Genomic DNA, 23,716 nt, shown 5'->3' on the forward strand with positions numbered 1-23,716 from the left:
TTGAGATACGTATTTAAAGACAGCTTGATACTCGATACTACTTCTTGATCACACTCTACATCTGAAGCATGAGCCTGAGGATCAGCAGCCTTAGCAAAGCAGTGTAATATGGAAATAATATTCACAAGGATAGCGCATCCTTTAGCCATTTGTAGCTGCATTCCACGCTCAACAAAGTCAGGGTTTCTGAACATCTCCTTATTGCAAGTTGCTGCAACACAGGCATGTAGCGCATCATAAAGGTAATGCAGTAGGACCGTGATATTCAATTGCTGCACTGCAGGTTCTTGAGACGCACTGCTCCTTGCCTTCTCCTCATCTACGAGCGATTCAATGTATGCCATCTTCGCCGCAAGATCAGCAACCTCTTGATCTGCCATGCCGACAATCTCAAACGTCTCTCGTGATTCCAGCACGCATCCATGCAGCATCCTCAAAAAATCTTCATATGAAACGATTCCAGCTTCTATTGCAGAATGTATATCATCTTTATACGCTGTAGAAGCGGTTCCACTGTAAGTATAGCCATAATCATGCCTACTGGTGAATATGCGTGGCGCGTGCATCTTATTTAACTCCGAAAGGTATCACACAACATAGTTGTATCACATCAGCGGTATGTAGCTCAATATTATTGATTTTTTAATAAATAATGATAGCTATCTCTATATAGCCTACAGGATTTGTTTTGATATAGGACATTACCCTTAATAATTGCATGCAAATATTACAAACTTAGAACATTGGCTGTGGCCATATAGAATTCCTTACAAATACCTACCGAGGCATTGCTGTTTTGTACTGGCCACACCAAGTGTGTCAGAGATGCCCTCTCTGCAAGAAATAGCTTACTTTATCTTAGATTCTAGCCGCAATAGACCGTAATATAAGCCCAGTAGCTACTTAATCAACGTGTGCATTTAGGGTATCTCTTCCCTTAGACTGAATCGGTAGTAACCCTTCTTGCATAAGACATATCGCTGCTACAAATTACAAGACATGACTAACGCAATGTCTTCAGCAGCATATCTGCATAGAACACTAAATACCTAGACACTGGCAAAAGACTATGCACTTCGTGCTCGTTTAATAGGTGGCTCAAGATCCCCACTAGGAGTTCGTGATCTATAAGAGCTGACGCATGCCTCTTCCAGTACAGAACTGGTACATACTGATGTCGAGGGTCGACTAGATAGAGGAGAAACACTCTCTAGGACACATAGTGGAATATTAGGGTGAGAGGAAGCTGGTTGATCTCCCAGTCCAGCACCAGTACCGCCTAACCCCGATGTCGAAGGTTGACTAGACGGAGATTCCTGCTCTTCAGGAACATGGAAATGTTCACTGTTAGCTGACTTCCAAGCACTTGACATTTCTTCAAGGCTGCACAACGCCTTTCTGTGCAATTCACCAGATATATGAGGACTTAGTAGGAGCTCTGGCGTAACGGCTTGCAGCTCATCAGTGACTTGACATATACATAAGCGTACCCTATGCGCTAAATTAGATCCTCCCTCTTCTCCCCATTCATGCTGTGACACTTTTGGGTAAACGCTGTCACGTAGGATTTGAATACACCTCTCAATGCTACAGGCAAAAGGATGCTCTTCTATTCCGGAAGCAGCATATTCTCTATATACCAATAGTAAACAACCCATAGCCCTTATTAAAGCATTTATGCATACACTGGTACAAGACTGAGCAGTACTAACCTCTTCTTCTGATTTACCAACGTACTGATCAAGATTACGACAAAGCGCTATACGCGCTTCTGTAGCTAATGAGAGTCGCAATAATGACTTTTCATCTCTACAAAGCATTGCTACACATTCAGTAGCATCAGATTCAACAGCATCAAGAATCATGTTCAAGCAATTCTCAGTGCGGTGACGGAAACAACGCGGTGTTCTTATATCAACCAAGTCAGCAACTTTCCTAGCAATCTCTGCACAGTGTCGCACTGCACGCAAAGCCGTCTTCTTACGTTCTCGTCTTACGGCACGCATCGCAGGTTTTAAGCATCCGAGCAAAGCTGCGCATTTTGTATTGAGATACGTATTTAAAGACAGCTTGATACTCGATACTACTTCTTGATCACACTCTACATCTGAAGCATGAGCCTGCGGATCAGCAACCTGGGCACAGCAGTTTAACATAGCAATAGAATTGACTACGATGCTACATGCTTGCGCCATTTGTAGGTACGTTCTACGCTCAGTATAGTCAGGGTTTCTAAACTTATCCTTGTTGCAAGTTAATGCAGCACAGACGTGCAGCGTATCGTAAAGATGCTCGACTATGTTACGCAATTTCCCCACTAGACCTTCGTCTAGCACACTGCTTTCGACCCTCGCAATATCTACAAGAGATCGAATGTACGCTGTCCTCGCTACAAGGTCAGCAACCTCAGGATCTACCCGAAAGACACAGTCAAATATCTCGCGTAGTTCCCCTACACATCCCTGCAGGACCTTCCAAAAATCGTCACGTGAAATGGATCCGGTTTCTATTTCGGCACATATGGCATCCCTGTACACAGCCGAAGCTGTGCCACTGTAACAATAGCCAGAATCGCTCTTACTGGTGAATATACTAGGGGTATGCACCTCATTAACCACTACACAACGTCACACTCTGAAAGTATAGCATACCAGTGTTACATACACAGCTCAATGTTATTGATTTTTAATGTTTTTAATGAATAGTAATGCCTACAGGATTTATTTTGATGCGTAATGTTACCCGCAATAGTGGCATTCATATGTAGTTAAGAAACGTTTCTCTAGAAAAACTATCAACGTTTTAAGCAAAAAATATCAGTACTCGAGCTAAAATTACTTGTAGAAACGCTTGACTTGCAAAGTAATCCATGTGTTTCGATCAACTTTAGCTTGTTTGTAAGCCCTTAACTTTTAAAACTGCAACACGGCTCCATAGCCATAAGTAGTACATGCCAAATCATAGAAACACAAACATGGTTATACAATAAAGCATGCTCACAAGCAGCGCACGGGGTACAACAGCGTGAACTGAACTACCTCCAACTTCCATGTATACTTAACCAGCACGTGTATTTGTGGACTCAATGATCTGTGACCCCAGAGGCACTATACACTAGATAATACTTGAAAGTAAATCCTATGAGTGTAAGTTCCACAGCAACCTGGTATATGTTGCTGTGGAATTTAGCATCTATAGCCTAATATCTGTTTCTTTATGAAAGTTTTTACACAAATCTCTACCAGTTTCTTAAGAGCTTTGGTACAATGCCGGAGTTTGACTTTCATGCAAGTATGACCAGCGAATTTCATAATGCGGTTATTGTACTGTCTGATGGGCGGTATTTTTTCGGAAGATCACTTGGTAAGAGAACTGATTGCGTTGGAGAGGTGTGCTTCACTACCGGAGTCACAGGATATCAGTATACTATTACTGATCCTTCCTTTGCCGGCCAGATCGTTACGTTCACGTTTCCTCACATAGGAAATGTAGGGATAAATAGCAAGGATTTTGAGTGTAAGCAGGTCTTGGCCAAGGGCATAGTAGTTAGGGAGATATCCGATGCGTCACATGTATCTTCACATATAGATCTTAACTCTTGGATAGAGCAAAATAATTTCACCGGAATATCTGGTATAGACACAAGGGCATTAGCCATACACTTGCGCGAGAATGGTACACTAGGTGGAGTAATACATCACTTCAACGATATAGGTGCAGTGCACATACAGGGATTGCAAAATGTGGCACGTACTCACAAAAAGTCGCTGGCAACTGAGCTCCCACACCTTACAGACCATAGCCATCATGTTGATGGGTACAGTGTTTGCGTCATCGATTTTGGTGCAAAACATGGAATATTTAGCGCTCTGACTAGGATAGGATGTGCTGTTCATGTAGTAGCCGCGCAGAATGACTTTGCAGCCAGAGCCTTGTCACTAAAACCTAGAGGCATAGTAATATCAAATGGCCCTGGAGATCCCGCAGATATAGCTGACTCTGTCATGAACCAATTACGCATGCTTATAGATTCTGGAATCCCTGTTCTAGGCATATGTTTGGGACATCAACTCATAGCAAAGGCTCTTGGAGCTAAAACTATTAAGATGCACCATGGCCATAGGGGGAGCAACCACCCCGTATATAGCCTAGAAACTAAATCTATAGAAGTCACTAGCCAAAACCATGGGTATACCGTTGACGCCAGTACTTTACCCGATGACATAGAGGTCACACACATATCACTTTTTGATGGCACCATAGAGGGGATCAAGATGACCAATCGTCCCGTGCTTTCGGTACAATATCATCCAGAGGGTTGTCCAGGACCTAACGATTCGCATTACATTTTTAGAAAGTTTGCCGATTTGATCATATCTACACACGCATAACTGCTTTAGAACCTAGTGCTTCGCTGTGTTTATACCTGTGAATTTCAATAGTGATTCTAGAAAGTTTGCTGATTTGATCACATGTGTGCCTGCTTATATGGCTGTAATGGGAATGCGTTTAGGGTTATTTGGCTTGCCGCGTTTACATTTGTGAATTGTAACAAGTTGCGTCCAGTTAAAGATGGGGCTCCTGAATCCACCACAGGTAAAGGATCTATTGTTCCTTTGTTATCCGATATCGGTTGTTCATAGTACCCATTCACGTGCTTTCTCACTCAGGCTATATACAAACCTACCTATATATAACTACTCCGCATTACAAAATTGCCGTGTATTAACTGCAGTCTCGTCCGCTTAGAATGTGCGTAAAAGACCTTACATTGTATTTCAGTACACCACATAAACGCTAAGGTCTAGGGATTATCAAAAATTGCGCGAAATGGTATCGCGCTGTATAATGCACCTATTTATCGGGTGTGTGCGAACTTGCAGAAGTTTAGTAGTAACTCTATAAGTGGTTGGTTTCGGTAACTGTAAGGCACTGCTTTCAGTACCTATGGGGGTTTTATGCATAGTAACTGCAATGACGTTGAGGTGATTTTAGCGCAACCGCGAGGTTTTTGTGCTGGCGTGGAGAGAGCAGTAGCTATTCTCGATATGGTTGTCGACCGGTATATTGCTAGCAAAGAAGTCTACGTTCTGCACGAGATAGTTCACAACGCCTATGTAGTAGAAAGTTTTAGAAAAAGAAACGTTAAGTTCGTAGCCTCACTTGACGAGGTTCCTACTGGAGCTGTTCTTGTGTTCAGTGCTCACGGTGTTGCAAAGCAAGTTCGTGCCGCAACTCAGGAACGAGGCCTTGTGGTAATTGATGCCACTTGTCCACTCGTTACTAAGGTGCATCTTGAGATTCAGAGATACCATAAGAATGGGTACAAAATTATCCTAATAGGGCATAAAGGACACAGAGAAGTTGAAGGTAGTATGGGACAGGTACAAAGTAAAATCCTGTTAGTGCAGAATGTTAATGATGTGCATAACCTAGAGGTTGATGCCACAACGAAGCTTGCATACGTGACTCAAACAACTTTAAGTGTGGATGATACCAAGGTGATAGTTGAAGCACTGAAGACTAGATTTCCAGACATTGTGGGTCCTGACTTAAAAGACATATGTTATGCGACTCAAAATAGGCAAACTGCTGTAAAAGAGCTAGCCTCTATGGTTGATGTAATGCTAATCATGGGTGGTAAGAACAGCTCCAACACCAACAGACTTCTGGATCTTGCAAAAGTTCGCAATCCTCGTTCTTTTCTTATAGGATCCTACGAAGATGTGGACCTGAGTTGGTTTGCAGACACTAAGAAAATAGGTGTCACAGCAGGGGCGTCTGCTCCGGCCATTCTGGTTGAAGAGCTTTTAAAATATTTTTCCTCTAAAATGAACATAAAGGTGTCGACCATGGATGGGGTAAGGGAGAACATTGTCTTTAAACTGCCTAATTTGAATGAAAGCGCCCACAGCTTCTCCAATGACTCTTAAACACTGTCAATAGTGATATTTTCTTAGATTATTTGGTAGGCAGTTCACGTTATTGTAATACATATTACGAGCGCTGAAGAGATTGGAAGCTTTTGCTCGTGGTCGGTCAGAAGCTATGGTGGAGTAATGCATCAAGATAACCACAAGTGAAAATGTGATTCTCCAAGAAGTTCGCAATCATACTAACGCTTTGGTATATAAAAATTAAAATAGAGAAATTAGGATGCTGGTGTTAAGCTCACCTATAAAATCGCAGATCTACCTACAGAGAGCGATATAGGAATGTAGTCATGGTAAGTGGGTTTAGGTACTTGGCTGCGATATGGTTCCCCGGGAGTGTATTCGAGAAAACGCAAAATGGTCTGCTGAGGTAAATACGTTTTATCTAAGCCTATATAAGTGAGTATCGAACATAATGGTGCATTTTTTACGCAGTGTTCTCTTGTCAAAAATACACCAGCTTTTCATTGCTTTGAATATGACTTGATTCTTTAGAGAAAGAACGTTATCATGCGGCACACATGGCTGTTGCTAGCTTATATGAAGGTAGGAATTATACGAATAAAGGGAGGGGAAGGGTTGCCTTTGCCTTCTTACGCAACTCCGCAAAGTGCGGGGCTAGATTTGTATGCTGCGCTTAGTGAAGAGGTGGTTATACATTCTGGTGAGCGGTGTCTTATTCGCACGGGTGTGGCTATTGAGCTTCCTGACGGCTATGAGGCGCAAGTGCGATCACGATCTGGTTTAGCCGCAAAATCTGGAGTCATAGTTTTAAATTCTCCTGGCACTATCGATGCAGATTACCGAGGCGAGATTGCCGTAGTCCTGGCAAACTTTGGTGCTAGCGATTACGTTGTCAAGCATGGTGACAGAATTGCCCAGCTTGTCATAGCTCCTGTTATGCGCATTTCTTGGGAAGAATCTTCCAATATTACTGAGACTCAGCGTGGCGCCGGGGGATTTGGCTCTACTGGAATCTAGTCTCCTGAATGAGTGTTGTTTCCGTGAAGTACTGTCTATCAAAAACGTGTGTTAAGCAGTGATGCTGTGAATTTTTGGAGTGTTTTTGTTCTATAAGAGCTAATCAAGAAGAGCGAATCTGGCCCACAAAAGGTGACAGATGCTCCCTCTCCTGTAGTAGAACTTTTCATGTACCCAATTTAATCATTGCAAATTCCGTTATTGCGCATAATGCCGTCAGTAATCAATACACTGACACCATATCGTACTCACTACCATCCTATAATCTTGCCATTGCATGCTTAGGTGAATAATCAGGAAACAGTAAAATCTCGTATGCGCAGCACATGAATTGTAGATACCCCAAGAATCTTCTACCAACAACTCTACAACCTAAGAGCACGCTATGTGTGAAAGTTACGTCTTGATACTACGGTGACAAAAATAAAGTGATTACGTCACAGAATGAAGAACACTAAAATGTCGTCCATATTTATGGTACGCCAATGCTAGATAAAAACGCAAGGTTTCCTGATGAGATCTCATACGGCTCTATAGGGGGGCCTACATTTTCTACAAACGTCACAACGTTAGCGAACGGTGAAGAACAACGCAAGATTAATTGGTCTTACCCACGCTGTAGATACAACGTAATATACGGAGTAAAATCGTACTCACAATACGAAGTGTTAATGGATTTTTTTTATGCACACAGAGGTAAGGCCTTTTCATTCAGATTTAAAGACTGGAGCGATTATAAAGCATCTATGCAACACGTAGGTAGCGGAGACGGAAAATCACTGTTATTCCAACTGATAAAGAAATACTCTGCTAGTTCATACTACTATACACGCCTTATCAGAAAACCCGTAGGAGGCACAGTAAATATCTGGATAGAAGAGGCGCCACAGCTGGAAAATACTCACTATACTATGGATTACAACACAGGACAGTTAAGCTTTCTGGAAGCACCAAAGCTTGGAGTAAAAGTATATGCGAGTTTTGAGTTTGACATACTTGCAAGATTCGACACCGACTTCCTTGCATGTTCCTTAGACGGATGTGGAAACTATGGATGCCAAAACATTCCCGTGGCAGAAGTCAAAGACTCTTAATTACTCGGGTACAAGAGAGCGCATTGTATGTCAGATATCACGTCTAGTCTGCAACCCACAATCATTATCCCATATTGATTTTCTAACTATCAAGCCCATTTATGTAAGCTTCTATCTCTGCTATCTTATTTCTCAGAACTTGTATCTCATCTTCTGTAAGATTTTCCTGTGCAATACATCTCTTTAATTTAGTAATCTCGCTCTGCATCTCTAAGATACTACTCTTCTGTTGTTGTGCTTTCTCATCCCTTTCTTTCTCTTGAGATTTCCTTTTATCAGCCTGATGAGTCTCCTTAGAAGCATCTTGTTCTTGATCTTTTTCTGGCAAACTTTTGTCTTGATGAAATTCATTCTCACTAGTCATGGCAAAGAAAAGACCCTTCAATATTTCATCCGTGCTAACACCTGACAATTGCTCTTCTTTTTTTCTCTTAGGTTTTTTCTTATTAGATTTACCCTTATGTTCTTTAGCTTTTTTCTTATTAGCAGAGGTGTCTGGAAGGGCTTCTGAAGTGTCAGCATCTGCTTGTTTCTGCGTTGCGGTAGCAACATTGCTTTCTGTCTTTAGCAAACCTCGGTCTTCTATTGGAACAGCAACTTTACTACTCACATCACGATCAAAAGCCCCTTGCTCAATGTCGGATTTACGAGCTTCTGACGCTATATCCTTTGTAGCGGCTAACACTACCGATACATCTACTTTCTCTTTACGCATCAATAATGTTTTCCCAGAAGATCTAACCTCAACTTCATCTTTTATATCTTCTATAGCGCCACCATCCCCCATATCAGAACCTGACTTCTCAGATCCTGAATCACTCCTATCAGCATCCTTATCATCTCGTTTAGCATCAGATTCACTTACTTCAGCTTTGGGACCTTCCTTCGCAGTATCACCATCCACCCCCTTATCTAGAGGTACATCCCCAGTTTTGAATACTGCATCCTCTGAAGCAGATGCGGCAGCTTCTAATGTCTCACTTAAAGCTGTATCTCCAGTACCTAATGCACCGCCTAATACCTTTTCTCTTGCAACTTCTGCTTCAGTTGAAGCACTTTCTGCTAGAGGCCCTCCCTCCCCAGTATAGTCTTTACCCTTTACTCCTGACTCTTCTATAATTCCAGAATCTACTATAGCATCCTGCTTTATCCCTGAAATAGCAGGCTCTGCTTCGTTTTTATCACTTTCTAATTCTGTGTTTAGATCAATATTAGGATCTACCAGTCTTATTTTTTCGCTTTCTTCTTTTTTTTTACCCGCTTTTACTTCATCAGGATCTCTATCATCCACCCCCTTATCTAGAGGTACATCCCCAGTTTTTAATACTGCATCCTCTGATGCAGATGCGGCAGCTTCTAATGCATCTTCTCCTTCAGATATTGCCTTGCTATCAACACGATCACCAGAAGACGGTACTTTTCCTGTCTCATTTCTAAAACGCGCTCCCTCTTTTGAACCCCCTGACGCTCTAAGACCTCCTGAATCATCACCTGTCTCAGATCCTGAATGCGCTTCATCTTTATCATCACGCTTACTACTAGATACCTTAGTACCTCTACCTTTATGTTTCTCTTTTGAAAGCCCCTTTACTTGAGAATAATTGCTACCTTCTCCTTCATGTACACTAGGTTCCGAAGATTCTTCTTTCACAAAATTGATTTCTGAAGAGCCATCTGCAATACCTATATCACTCAATAAATCTTCTATGCGATAATAATCCTCTACACTCACTCCTACAGCATTACCAGTATGTGATACTTCGACAGATCTGTCTCCTCCTTGCCCTACTTCAGGATCAGAAAATGCACTTCCTGATCCCTCTGAAATCTCCATATCTTCGTCATTAGTAACAGTACTCTCTTTTTTTAATGCATGCTTTACATCATCACTACTATCCGAAGAAGAATCGCTAGCACCTGATATCAGATCTGCTACTGAGCTTTCTTCTGCCTGTGAAACTATATCAGCTGCAGGATCTACTCCCCCTTCTTGATTTTCTGGCGATGCGCTTGCGGTATCAGCTACTTCATGCCCACCTACTGCTATGTCTTCAGGTAATGCACGATCGACTGTTCTTTCTCCTTCTTGGATCCTTTCTTCTGTAAGCGTTTGAGATCCTCCTTCACTCGGCCCAGAATCGCTAGCACCTGATATCAGATCTGCTACTGAGCTTTCTTCTGCCTGTGAAACTACTCTCTGATGCGCTGCTTCAGCACCACCAATCTCATCTCGCTCATCAACACTTCGCCTCTTTAGAGCACTGTCTCTTAACCTGTCAAAATCAACCCCTCCTCCAGACATTACAAAGTCTTGCAATTCCGGTATCTCAGATGAATTCGCGCGAGATAACCGCACGATCTCATCTCTTATTCTGTCAATATCTCTTTGTATACGCTCCCTTGCTGCATCGTCATTAGTTTGCCCACGCATCACCTCAAGCCCGTGCATTGCATCTACGGCATCCCAGAAATTACCACGATGAATATGTAAATTCCCACTATCGTCGAAGAGGTTTGCGTGATCTTCCTCATCCTTGCGCTTCTCAGCAGCATCAGGACGTCTGAAAGGATTTTTATCAGCTTCTTCACCCCTCTTGGGAACATATACTCCCGGCTTGTACTTATCCACACCAATAGTAAGCGTGCGTAAGTTCTGCATCACTTTTGCATGGTCTTGCCGAATATTGTCGAGTAATCCTCCGCTAGTGTTACCCATCATCTTTGCAAGAGAAAACTTCCCAACATACTGCAGAGCATCCAATGGAGAAAAGCCCAAATGCGCTCCAAGCCATGCCCTAGCATAATCAAATCTAGGAGAAATAGACTTCATGGAATACAAATCTGCCTCTGTGTGTGAGGACATCAGCGCTCCTGAAACATGACGCATTCCCTTCACCATTCCACCAATGGTGCCACCCACTATAGGCACTCTAGCAATCAACTTTTCAGGAGCTTCAGCTATCGCCGACCCAATACCTGCTATTTTCGCTCTGCTGAACAATCTTACAACGTCAATGCTCCTATCAACAGTTTCTATAACCCTCCCGAATACAGGTATTCCTGAGAATATCCTAGCAAACCCCTCATTATACATTGATGCGACAGTCCTGGACATCATACCACCACCAGATAGGAGAACCGCTATACTCTGTACAAAAGCACGCATCTGCCACACCAAAAATGCGATAAGTATCAACCCAAAGACTTCCGACCACATGACAATCCAGCCTTGCTTGATATTCTTGATGATGTTGTAGTCGTATTGGTCTTCCAAGTCCTTTAAAGGAGTACCTGAAAACGCATTGTTCGCAATGACTTCACCTATCAATATAGTAAGAAGCTGATTTTTAAAGGCTGGGTCACTCCAATTAGCTTGAGGATTTTCTTTTCGCTTCTTTGAAACCAAATCCTCGAATTTACTTAAATGCGCTTCAGTAACTGAAGCACTCAACTTTAGCCGCTTCAATTCCTTCTCTATTTTATTAACTATCCGCGCAATTGAGCTGCCCTTCTCTGACGCTACTAGCATATTCACAAGGACAGCCAAGTCATGAAATTTACGCCCTTGAGTGGTATCATCTCGCGGTACCACCCCACCAGGAACCGTCTTACTTTTAGTATCTGGATCCAAAAACGGATAGTCTACATATCGAAAATCTTCATCCTTATAATCTGGCGGTACTCTAATGACTGCACCACCCCCGGTAAAAGTATACCTAGCACTTGCGCCAGCTTCCGGATATGCTCGCTTCTCGGAGCCCCCCTTTCCAATTCTTATGGTGTCGTATTTCTGCCCCGGAGTCCACTCATAATACCCTCTATCAATGATAAGGGGAATGTTGATGCGTATCCACTCATTATAACACGCCGTAAAACCAAAAATCCTGTAATAATAGTGCATAATAAGCGTGCCAAACATCGCTATCAGCGTAAACATCAGAATGGCCTGCATAGAAAAGCTGATACACTGCGTCAGCCAACCATCAAATAAACTTTTAAACCTAGAAAACAATATCCCCACAAATAAAATAGGCATAAGGGATATGAGGAAAGTGACACCTACAAATGCTGTTAGATAAATAACAAAACCGTATAGACACAAACCTACATAAAAAAGTACCGCTATAATTATAATGAGCAGCGCAAATATAGATGACCAATCTGCTGTAATCAGAGCCCTAGCTTTAGCCTCCCATACAACTGTAGAAAATATTTTATCCCTTATCATTATGTCCATGAATGAAAACGGGTTGTTTTTATTGAACACTTTCTGTCCTAACGCATATTCATTCACTACTGCTATTATCTCATCAACACCTTCAAGGAATAGCCTCAGTAAATGGTTATAGAAAAAGTCCCAGCTACCCGGAGAAACTAACAGAAGAACAAGGACTACTTTCAGAAGCTTTGCAATCAGATCCGCAAGTGGTGCGCGTACCATACCAAATATGTACGTTAGGGCAGTCAGCACTATAGACAAGGTAATGAGCGCAAAAACGAAGTTTCTGTATTCTTTATCCTGAGAAATATTTTGAAATATCTTCTTCCCTGCCCTATCTAGCTCGTCCCTAACGAGTTTGCGTACAGATTCAAAAACATCAGTGTTTGTGCCTCTCACTACCCCCTTAGTAAACTCGAGACTGTAACCACCCGCATTGTCATAATAGTAATTATCTAGAATCTTAACATATACCTTCCAACCTCTTTCGGGATTTACTACCTGGCACTTCACGTCATAAATTCGTCCGCTAGACCGATAAATAGCCTCTCCTCCATCATGAGCAGATTCATATGCCAAATGTGTTGTAGGAGATTCGGGAAACTCTATAAGATCCAGTGTCGCATTAGGGTCCTGATCCTCTGGTTTTTTAAACAACAAATACGCTCCATACCCTTTTTCTAGCCAACATGGACGACCATATTGACCAGTGCCATCTTGATCCTGTGAAGGAATCGCATGACACTGCATATTGCAGCCCCCAACCTTCTTTTCATATTGCTGATAAGGACCACATATTCTGTCAACATCTACTACGGAATCATAAAATTCATCAGAAAGGTCTGTCGGCCGTGATATTCCAGCATTTACAGCCATTATCGGGCTATGCTTTTCACCATTCTTCGCCCAGGGAATCCAAGCACCCTCCACTTTTACTACTATCTCTTCACCATCAGTAACCAACCCCGTGTCCTGCCAACGCACAATCTGCTTCCGAGAACCCGGAACTGAGCCATTACCTAGTTCACCACTTTCAGCTTTAAAAGCATCAACGTTACTTTCACCATAGTAAGCAGAAACCGCAATTGTAGTGCTGCTATTGAAATTATCCGCTGATACGCACCTTGGAAATGGCACCTCATTCCCACACGAAGTCATGAAGAAACATGATATGACCAGTAATCTAAGGAAGTTGCTGCGAGTAAATCTAATCACCACCATTACCTCTCACAAGATAGGTCCTATTTATCATCCTTCCCATCTTTCAAATCATCCCTCACGGCACCACGGACCTTATCACCACTAACATCTGCAGAAGCATCAGAAACTTTGTCTACTCCTGCACCTATATCACCGTCCTCCAGCCTGTGTTCTCGGAAATTACCTCCGCTAGCATCCACATCTGCTTCATCACCGCTGATACCACTCCTTGCCGTAGGAGAACCAGAAACTCGATCAGCACCTTCGCCGACACCTCTATCCTCTGGCTGGTGTTCTCGGAAATTACCTCCCCTAGCATCCACATCTGCTTCATCACCGCTGATACCACTCCTTGCCGTAGGAGAACCAGAAACTCGATCAGCACCTTCGCTGACGCCTCTATCCTCTGGCTGGTGTTCTCGGAAATTACCTCCCCTAGCATCCACATCTGCTTCATCACCGCTGATACCACTCCTTGCCGTAGGAGAACCAGAAACTCGATCAGCACCTTCGCCGACACCTCTATCCTCTGGCTGGTGTTCTCGGAAATTACCTCCCCTAGCATCCACATCTGCTTCATCACCGCTGATACCACTCCTTGCCGTAGGAGAACCAGAAACTCGATCAGCACCTTCGCCGACACCTCCATCCCCTGGCCGATACTCTCTAAAAGCATTTACTCTATCATGTATGCCAAGGTCATCACTCAGCAAATCCTCTAACTGCGATCTATCAGCTTGCACACTGCCAGAAGATCTACCCCCAGGCCGCCTAATATCTCCACCACTGTCACCACCAGAAATGTTATCCTCACCACTTTCCCCTACGTTACTGCTGTCATTATCAGCAGAAGCACCTGGTCCCCCATCTGCATGCGCACCTATACCAGTTCCCCTAGTGTTACTCGCGCCTTGCACACTATCGGATCCCTCTTTACCTGGCGAATCAGAACCAGAATTACCATCAACTGGATCCTTTACCCCATCATGTCGAGGCTGCACAGAATCTTCAGCTTCAAAGCGAACTTTATCCGTACCCACAGGATCCATGGAAACAGCACTTCTAATAAGGTGCTGAGTAGCATCATCCAGACCAACAACACTCAGCATACTCTGTGTAGCCCCCACGGCAGCTGCTGTTACTCCTGACACACTACCTGATATTGAATGAGCCATAACTTCAGCAATATCTCCAAACTCTCTAGTAGCTTTACAAGCCAATATCAAAACCATGAGCATAGCCATACTGAACGGTAAGCCCATAAAGCCTATGTCACCCCTAGCTAAACCCTCACGTATTCTGTCATTTACAGGTAATTCAAACGCATACCCCATGGGAAGAAGGGCCGGAATAATACATATATCAGATTGACCAGGTGCAGCTTTGGAATCCTTAGATGAAATATTGAACCCCACCGCACATGACTCACATGCAGCAAAATCTGTCACTGCATGTAAACTTGTTATGATAACTTGATTCAGAAATGCCAACGCTGCGAATAGTATAATCGGCTGCAACATAAAATTCACAAGCATCTTTAGCCAGCCGTCGAACAAGCCTTTTGTTACTTGAAATAACAAAAATGTGATGAATATAGGAGCTAAAGTTAATAAAAATGCCAGCCCCACCATAATAAAAAGGTACAATATAATTGCTCTCATCATAGCCATAACGAAAGAGAACAATGCCCATATAACACCAATAAACGCTAACCATCCTACAGGCCCTGCCATAAACAGCGAGAGCATACGCAACCAAAATTCAGATGTAAGCATAATCCCTAGAGTGGAATCCAGAAATGCAAATGAGGAATCTCCTCCTAGATATCCATTGAATGCAGATATTATGTCCGGAATCCCCAGGATAAATATACTGAAACAGTGTTCAGTAAAAAACTTCCAACTACCCGGCGAAACTAAGGTAACAATAAGCGCTATCTTTGCTACCCTGACGAATATGTCATACTTCGTTACTTGGATAACACCTATGATATAGCCCAGCACCGAAAACATCAGATATAAAACCAGTAACGCGCGCACCGCAGACCAAAATGGCTTGGTTGACACCTGATTATTATATATCTGCTGCACTACCCCTGCTTTTCTCTGCTGCCCACCACCTTGTATTCCAATATACTCTGGGCTCATCACTCTACCAATGGCCTTCGAAGCTTCTATAGCTTTAGTATCGTACCCCATAGTTGGCAAATCCGTGCCGTATAGCACATGTAGAAGCACTCCTTGAAGAAAATTGAAGAATGAGGAAAAAATAGGCGTCCATTTCGGCACCCATAGATGCACTGCATAGTAATTATCTGTATTATTGGCCTGTTTCAGCTTCGCTTCATACCCAGGATCTACATCTACCCCAAAGTATATATAACCTTGACGCTTCTCTGTACCAGAGTTTATCTTATAACTCCAGTCCTTCTCTTCTGTGGCACTCTTTGATGAATTTAGCTTCTCAAAATCGAGTGCTATAGCATCTTTTTGCTGTCCAGGTAACGCAGTAGGAGGTGTATCTCCTATATACATGTAAAGCTTTTGACCGCTTGTAGCGTAACATGTTCTATGAACATTCAGTGCATAAAATCCCCGTACTGCAATATCCTCACCAGTACGTGCTACACTAATGCGGGATTCAGACGTAGTTTTGCCTGCACTAACAGGCGTAACTGCATATGCAATAGGATAACTTATAGTAGTGGTTCCCTCATCATGTGACAAAGGGACATATGTATTCCCAGCATCATTAGAAGATAAAAAACCACCACTGCCAAGAGACATGTTCTGTTTCCAGAAAAACCTTCTCTGCGCCAGCGCTGAAAGCAGAGAATTTTCATAGTAATTCTTAGCACGACTAACAGTTAACCCACTCTGTGAAGAGCTACCAGAAGCTGCATGACTCTCCCTTCTTTCTTTTACCTTTTTACCTAACTCACCAAGAGACGGCCAATACGCTAAATACAAGCGCCCAGAACCCGGAGCTATATAATCACTATCAAGCTTTAGACTTCCTTCCCCAAAAGTCAAACCTCCCTGACTAACTTTCAGAGACTTAATACCCTCCGGTAAATACTTACACTTTTCTTTATGCCCATCACAGTACTTCGCAACATCACTTGGAGAAATCTTCTTCCCATTTTCAATATTAACTATAACAGCAATGACACCTTCTGCCAGTTCATATGCTGTCTTCACACTAATAATTGAGTCTTTCTGCGCAACATTCTGACCAAAGTGCTGCCCAGTTAAGGATGCTACACTGCTTGTAAAAGCTTCCGGCGACATGTCACCTCTAATGTCTGGAATGTTGTAATTCTTCTTACTAGTGTCTTCCCCATCATCCTTAACATTAAATTGCATCTGAGTAGGACACACTACGTTGCCATCCATAACAGTCACTATGCTTCTAATACAGTCGTCATCAACCCGGTTACTCGGCTTGCATATGTACCCACAATGACAATTTAAGTCGTACTCTGTATACTCAGACAATAGCGCAGCAATTTTCTCCTTTTTTTCCCTCTGATTTTTGTCCTCCCCTGTTCCGGTAAATGCCTTACCATTTCCATAAGTATAAGAACGCTTATGTTTGTTATGGGCATTCCGATCCTTTAACTGATCTACTGAGTCAATATTTGATAGCCGCAGAGTAATATTGCTCCCCTTTAACAGTGCACAACTCTCCTGATCAAGCTTTGGAGACATGCTTATCTTTAGAGTACGTGCATCATGAATACGGCCATTAGTGATCACATTATTATAAGAAAAAGATAGTTCACCAGATACACTGCTATCCACAACTCCCATGTAACCAAGCGGGAATTGCATTCTGGGAGTCTGAATAATACTACCCCCCACCCTTGGGATCTGCACCACACTAGCTGGAAGCTCTTTACACTCTCCCTTCACATCCTTCACGTATAGCAAACCCTTTTTATCGCCTCTATCTCCTAACACTTCTGATACCGCACCAGAAAGACACAGGTCCTCTACTTCTACAGCTTTCTTGCAAGCGTCATCTCGAAAGATAACCTCGTTGTTGTGATAAATCACCGGGCTATACTCACTAGAAATTTCCTTACAATCCGGAAAATTCAGATCATAAAGCACCGCACTGAATCTAATCTGGTCCCCTTTTTGTACATCAATGTACGTGTCATAAAACTCAGTACTAGGAGTGCTAAGATGCTCCGGATACATCCTTATAGCTACAGGCTTCGCCTTTGTATCCAGAGGACATAAGTCTATCGTACGATCAACAGTAATTTTCAGTTCATCTTTTTCTCCAACACGATATCCAGAATGCACCCAATACGTAACAGGGCGCTTGTGATCTGCTCCATCAGGATAAACAGGAACCTGAACCTCTTGACTGGAGCTACTCACCCCTGCTCCAGGTTCAATACAGGTCCCCCCACAACTTGAGAGCACTACTACCGCTATAAAGAGTAATAACCTTGACAGCATATGATGCACTCCTTAAAAGCTAGCTGGCGGATCTTCGGGACGAATCACAGGCCTACGACGTACGCCTCCTGAATCCTGCTGCGCTCCTCCAAATCCGCGCATCATGCCCGAAAACGCACCCTCTTGTCTTCCAGCCCCAGGACCTCTACTGAAAAGCTCTGACTGATGCTGATGCTGTTCCAACATCTGCCCGGTATGCCTATCCAGACCAACAACACTCAATAACGATTGCGCTGCAGTCGTACCCACTTCAGAAAGATTTGTAAATGCTCCAAACATAATGCTACTCATCTCACCACTGTTAAGCACAAAATCCCTTGCCGCGTGGACCAAAGCCAGGAAGATCAAAATATTAAATATTGGTCCAGGTAACCCTATAAGCATCGCCTCCCCAGTGTTATGTATTTCCCTTATAGTATCAGTGATGGGAATCATAGGAATAATACCTATAGGTAACGGAAAACTTAGCAAACATAACGTAGTCAGCTTTAGATCTATGTTGAAAACGCATGTATCACAAACTTCAAAGTTAAGCATTGCGTATATTACCTCGTTAATTGCATGCACTAGCAGCGCAATACACGAAAAGATCAAAACTGGCTGCATAGCAGTCTGCAATAAAACTTTTATCCACATATCAAATATGTTTTTGGTACGTTTGAATAACACACATATCAAAAAGTACGGCGCTATACTGAGCAATAAAGCTATCGTCATTATAGACACTAGATATATAACCACAGCCTGAAACAAAAACTGAACCAAGACTATAATTCCCCAAAATATAAGAATTACAGATAACCACCCTATAGGCCCTGCAAATATAAGCGCTAATAACTGGATCCAGGTTTGCGTAACGCTAAACCTATATAGAATCCCATCCATGAATCCAAAATCCCCCCCCGAACCTATTCCCCCGGTCATAGCATCAATAAGAAACTTTGGCCCGTCTATAAAAATTCTCAATAGATGATCGTTGAAGAAGGTCCAACTATCAGGTCGCAGCACGTACATTACAGTAATAATCTTCGCAATTGTAATGAAAAGCTGAAATATCGATGCCTTAGAAAGGCCAAAACAAAAATACAGAGCGCTTACTATTACATACAAAACAAGTAACGCATTTACCATGCGCATAAACGGACCACTTTGACTGATGTGACGATATAAATTACGCACAACATTATTTGTTTCAGAAGAGCCATACAACGCCCCTCGTACCTTACCTTCTGTCCATGATACAATATGTCCGAATACCCTTGGAGGTATCTTAGTAGCTTTTGTATGGATTTCAAAATACCCAACATTGTTTTCGTATCCATCGCCATTATCGTAGATACCAAAGTACAAATCCCCTTTTTCGCTAACAGCATCTATGGAAAAGGACCCTGTATTTATGAAATCTATTTGCCGTGATCTGTTTTTAGGTCCTGGCTCAAAGGTAGGAGGGCCTTCGGAAAACACATAGTACAAGCTTTTTCCAATATGAGCGCTACAATCTTTTTTTACGCTAAGGGTGTAACTGCCTGCAATATTACCAGAAACTTCCTTAGGAACCTCAACTAAGAGAGAGATTTTATCCATCTTCTTCGAAGACGATTTAAGCGCTAATTCCCTAGAAGCAGCACCTACTTTATAAGCTCTATTTAGCACCAAGTACTCTTCTAACTGACCCAATGCCGTACCTGTAGCCTTGGTTTGCTCTTCCTTTGAATCCTCAAAATCACTCGCAAATTCCTTAGGAACCTGAGCCCTTCCCATTCCAGTAGGTAACTCTTGCTTTCCTAATGCACTCAGAGCAAAAGAACTTCCCTTCAGCTTCACGAATGGAATTACATCCCTTCTCTCTTCTCCTCGCACTTGTAATAGCTTATGGTAACCTTTGCATTCTTGACTCTCGTAGACACTGCCAGAACACAATTTCTTGCAATGCATGTTTAAAGAGTACGCATCCATCGAGGATTCAAACTTTTTACGTATCTCCCGTACCTTTACTCGAACTTCTGCTAACTTTTTATCACGCTTTTCCTTTTCAGCTGCAGGATCCTTTGTTTCCTCCGTAGAGTCTTTACTCGAGTTTTCCTTCTTTAGTAACTGATCAACATGCTCCTCTAAGTCAGCCTGATTAAAACACAACAGCTTACTCTGATCTTCGCTAAGCTTTTCCATTGAGCCAGGTTTAACAATACCACCACTTATGTGTAAGTACTCCGGTATACCATCTTCTATGTATGGCGCTGTTCCCTTATCAACTTTGTACCAACTATTGTAATAGCCTGATCCTCTTCCCAACTTGCTACTAAAATACAGAGAATGCTTACTCCCTATATCAGAAGATAAACATGCAGCAATGTCTGATACACGAATATCAGCCTTCCCATTTCTACATGTCTCATCGTCTATCGTAAAATTATTAACAGGATTGAGGAAAAATCTAATCTCCTCATCCGGCATAATCATTACAGGAAATATAAATGTAAATTCCTTCTGTTTGCCCGTCACAATTGGGTCACTATCGGCAATACGCAATTCCATCACGTCTATTTGCGCGTTTTCACAAAAATTTAAGTGATGGTGCTCTATTTGCAAATCTAACTTCTTACCAGATAACGGAAAATCTACTTTCGTCCAATATTTAGAGCTATCCTTTTGTCCATTCTCGCCAGAATTTGCAAACACAACACTTCTAACGGTGTCCTCGTAAACATTGGCCTGAGATATACAGCCGTGGTACCCACATCCCGTAAGAATAAACAACAGCATAAATATTATCGGAACAAACCTCGGCACTGCACACGCTCTCTATCTACATCAGCTCACGCATATTTCTTACGGCTAGAAATGTACTCGCAAACAAAACTATGAAGCCCTCATTAACTACCAACTGACTTCCCCACGACTCTCACTATATATACAGCTCAACACTCACGCTAACTCTGACCACCTTTTCCGGAATCTCCTCCACTGCTTCCCCCAGAAACCTTATCTGTACCTCCACTATCGGAGGAACCAACACCTTTTATGGCATCCCGTACCCTGGAGCCCAAATCTGCAAGTTTACCCGAAGCAGCTCCCCTCACTGCAGAAGCCATACCCGCTGCTTTATGAGCAATACTACGCGGGTTCATACCCCCACTACCTATAACACCAGCTCTCGGATCCCCAGCAAGCTCCCCAGCAATGTACGATATAGAACCTAAAAAGTGATAAAACAAAAATCCAATTAGTACGAATACACCCAATTTAGTCCATATCTGAGCAGTAGTAGCCATTTTAAATTCCGGTGCACTAACAGAAATACCAAACACCAACGGCCTACTAAAGAACTGCATTGTGTCAAATATGCACGCTAGATTTGTTTCATTTTCACGCCTCTTACATGCCTGCTTATCTACAAGCTCAAACCATATTTTCTGCCCTGCTTTGGGAGAACCAGCTACAGTACCGTCACTTCCCCCACGATGAAATTTTAAGTCACCAAAATACAGATTATCAAAAACAGCAAACATCAAAGAAAGAAACGCAAACAATATCACAGGATAGAGAGAATAGGTCATTAACTGCCTAGTCCACCCATCAAAAAACCCCTTTGTAGCCTGAAATAAAGACATTGGGATCATAAGCGGAGAGATTATCGTGAGCACAGTCAATGCTATCAGCGACAACAAGAAAACATATACCGTCCATATAATCGTAAGTACCAGCATAATGACGGCGAAAAACGCCACTAAGCATACTATGACTTTCGCATTAATTAATATAGCTGGTATTAATAGCCCCGCTGTTAACAATACAGTCAACAGAATACCCGTCCCTGTACCCCCTGTTAATTGACTACCTAGATAGAACATCATACGACAGTCCAGCCTATCCCATGGCATGAGATATAAGTACTTTGGATCATAATCCGATGCTTGAAAGTCACAAATTCCCGTTTCACCTCCAGCTGCACGTAGCACAATATCTGAAAGTCCTATGGAAAGCTTAGTCAAATATTCGTAAGCAAGGGACATAGCATCACCTTGGGTAAAATAAATCACCAGAGCAAACTTTATAACAGTCATATAAAGTTCCCCGGCACTTTGCACCCCACCCAAAACTGCCTTTATTGAAAATAGTATCAGCGCAAGTATCAAGGCAGCCATCACAGCCTTCTTAAGCTTTTCCTGGGCAACCTTTAAAAATCCAGGATTTACTGAATGCAGCGCTTTCGCGCGTCCCGTACAACCTGCAGGAGGATCTAGCAGATTTTTCAGAGAATCAACTATGCATCCCACAACCACCGACGTTATAGGGAAAATAGACCTGGAATTTAAATTTGCCACACCTTTACAAGTCTCGGCAACATAACAGCTATAACATCCACTATTGTCGTAGCTAATAACATTACTTCCATCGGCGCCCTTAGCCTCCCTTCGCACAGACTTAGCACACATAGGTGCCGGAGGTGAATTAGGACGCATCTGACACCCGATCTCTGGCTTAGCCAAAAATGGCACACCACTTAGTTTAACAGCATCAACACAAAGCTTCGCACCCCTTTCTACAGCTCTAAAAGTCGCATCATGCAGTCGAACCTCCTCACCAGCTTTTAGAGCTTTACACTGAATCGTATACGCAAACTCAGACCAAGCTCCCGACACAGCAAGCTTTGTAGTATGCATATGCTTATCACCAAATGTGGCTTCCCTAGGGTACTTACTCCTCTTCAAAACTTCTTTAGGTTCTTCACCTCCAAGTCCTAGGCGCGCCGCAACATAAGGCGATATATATACCGTGCCCAAAGGATGACGATAACAAACTTCTATGTAGCGTGAACTCGATACTCGATTCTTAGGCCACGCATAGTCATTCACCTTCTTAAACTTCTTACTCGGACATGTAGGCTCTGCCTTCTGAGCATCTTCTAAACTCTTACTTTCTGCTAAACAGGCATAATAATCAGCCATATAAGCAAATTCTTTGTTACAATCCCCTTCGTATTTTCCTTTAATTTCTGTCGCAGCTACTGGTTCAGCGCACTCCTTATAATCACCCTCCTGAGGTACAGCACCATCTGCGCGTGAAACATCATCAGCACTTTCAAAGCGCAACACAGGATGACGAACAAAACTCCAATTACATGCAAAATACGGTGTTGACGCAGCAATACCAGCTGAGATTGTTGCAATGGAAGCAGCTATCATTGCAAAACCAAGAGGCCTAAATCCAACAATCGGAACATATAGAAAACCCACTCCGGTAACACCACTACCAAGCGCTGCAACTATTCCCATGCCACCTATCTTTGCAAGCTCCTCCACAGCACCACAACGCGGATTAGTCGCCTCCGCGTGTCTATAATGCACCAAGTTGTTCTCTTCCTCTTTTGCTGCACTACCAGTAGTATCTCCCGCCGCGTATGACATTAAAGGAACTGTAACAACAAGAAACATCAAAAATACCAATGCCCTTGCTACCCTATGCATTTTTCACCCTTTGATAAAAAATAGGCAACCACACATTTGGATCATCCCCTACTTCTTCCATAATTTCACGAAGTATGGCAACGGTCTCGGCTCTACCTGACAAAACATTTATCGTGTCATCGAGCCCTCGTAGATCTATCCTGGCCACAACAGCACTGACCCCCTGCTTGACTAGGAAAAACCTAGTGCCAGGATCTGTATATTTTATTAAAGAATACTCCCGTTCAGTCAGCATAAAAACATCTCTGTAAGCACTAGTAGCCTTAAGATTAGGCAAAAATATCTGAGTGGCAGTCTGCTGAACTAAGGTATCACTTATCTGACTTTTACTAGCATCCTCAACACTCTG

The 23,716-nt window shown here is 42.7% G+C and carries 11 protein-coding genes and 1 pseudogene; 5 read left to right on the forward strand and 7 right to left on the reverse strand.

Features of this window, described 5'->3' with window-relative positions; translation table 11 throughout:
* Window positions 1–566: HGE-14 family type IV secretion system effector (locus tag KPX09_RS00645; protein WP_410518463.1), on the reverse strand; the 566-nt coding region annotated here is incomplete at its 3' end.
* 501 nt (window positions 567–1,067) lie between these two features.
* Window positions 1,068–2,618 (reverse strand): HGE-14 family type IV secretion system effector, encoded by a 1,551-nt coding sequence (locus tag KPX09_RS00650; protein WP_249548494.1) that lies wholly within the window; start codon window positions 2,616–2,618, stop codon window positions 1,068–1,070.
* Between the two features lie 648 nt (window positions 2,619–3,266).
* On the opposite strand from KPX09_RS00650, the gene carA reads away from it, so the two are divergent.
* The 5 genes from carA (at window position 3,267) to KPX09_RS00675 (ending at window position 8,008) form a co-directional block, all read left to right on the forward strand.
* Entirely contained in the window at window positions 3,267–4,391 is a 1,125-nt protein-coding gene (gene carA, locus KPX09_RS00655; RefSeq protein ID WP_249548495.1) for a glutamine-hydrolyzing carbamoyl-phosphate synthase small subunit, read from the forward strand.
* Window positions 4,392–4,472: 81 nt separating this feature from the next.
* Entirely contained in the window at window positions 4,473–4,643 is a 171-nt protein-coding gene (locus KPX09_RS00660; protein WP_249548496.1) for a hypothetical protein, read from the forward strand.
* A gap of 315 nt (window positions 4,644–4,958) precedes the next feature.
* Window positions 4,959–5,933 carry a 4-hydroxy-3-methylbut-2-enyl diphosphate reductase gene (ispH, locus tag KPX09_RS00665; protein WP_249548497.1) on the forward strand — a complete coding sequence of 325 codons (975 nt, stop codon included), beginning with the start codon at window positions 4,959–4,961 and terminating at the stop codon, window positions 5,931–5,933.
* A 540-nt stretch (window positions 5,934–6,473) separates the two neighbouring features.
* Window positions 6,474–6,914, forward strand: coding sequence for a dUTP diphosphatase (dut, locus tag KPX09_RS00670; RefSeq protein WP_249548498.1), 441 nt, complete (start codon window positions 6,474–6,476; stop codon window positions 6,912–6,914).
* A 485-nt stretch (window positions 6,915–7,399) separates the two neighbouring features.
* Window positions 7,400–8,008: a TIGR02217 family protein gene (locus KPX09_RS00675; RefSeq protein WP_249548499.1), complete on the forward strand. Its 609-nt coding sequence runs from the start codon at window positions 7,400–7,402 to the stop codon at window positions 8,006–8,008.
* A gap of 82 nt (window positions 8,009–8,090) precedes the next feature.
* Here the strand turns inward: KPX09_RS00675 and KPX09_RS00680 are convergent, their stop codons facing one another.
* From KPX09_RS00680 to KPX09_RS00700, 5 genes and pseudogenes are all read right to left on the reverse strand, one after another.
* Window positions 8,091–13,364, reverse strand: a complete 5,274-nt coding sequence (locus tag KPX09_RS00680) for a type IV secretion system protein (protein ID WP_249548500.1) — start codon at window positions 13,362–13,364, stop codon at window positions 8,091–8,093.
* 104 nt (window positions 13,365–13,468) lie between these two features.
* Window positions 13,469–17,899 (reverse strand): type IV secretion system protein, encoded by a 4,431-nt coding sequence (locus KPX09_RS00685; RefSeq protein WP_249548501.1) that lies wholly within the window; start codon window positions 17,897–17,899, stop codon window positions 13,469–13,471.
* 12 nt (window positions 17,900–17,911) lie between these two features.
* Entirely contained in the window at window positions 17,912–20,689 is a 2,778-nt protein-coding gene (locus tag KPX09_RS05675) for a type IV secretion system protein (protein ID WP_249548502.1), read from the reverse strand.
* Between the two features lie 140 nt (window positions 20,690–20,829).
* Window positions 20,830–23,367, reverse strand: a complete 2,538-nt coding sequence (locus KPX09_RS00695; RefSeq protein WP_249548503.1) for a type IV secretion system protein — start codon at window positions 23,365–23,367, stop codon at window positions 20,830–20,832.
* Window positions 23,360–23,716, reverse strand: a pseudogene (locus KPX09_RS00700) (VirB4 family type IV secretion/conjugal transfer ATPase); the annotation flags it as partial. The pseudogene KPX09_RS00700 and the gene KPX09_RS00695, both read right to left, overlap by 8 nt.

Source organism: Anaplasma phagocytophilum (assembly GCF_023476575.1).
Lineage (GTDB): Bacteria > Pseudomonadota > Alphaproteobacteria > Rickettsiales > Anaplasmataceae > Anaplasma > Anaplasma phagocytophilum_A.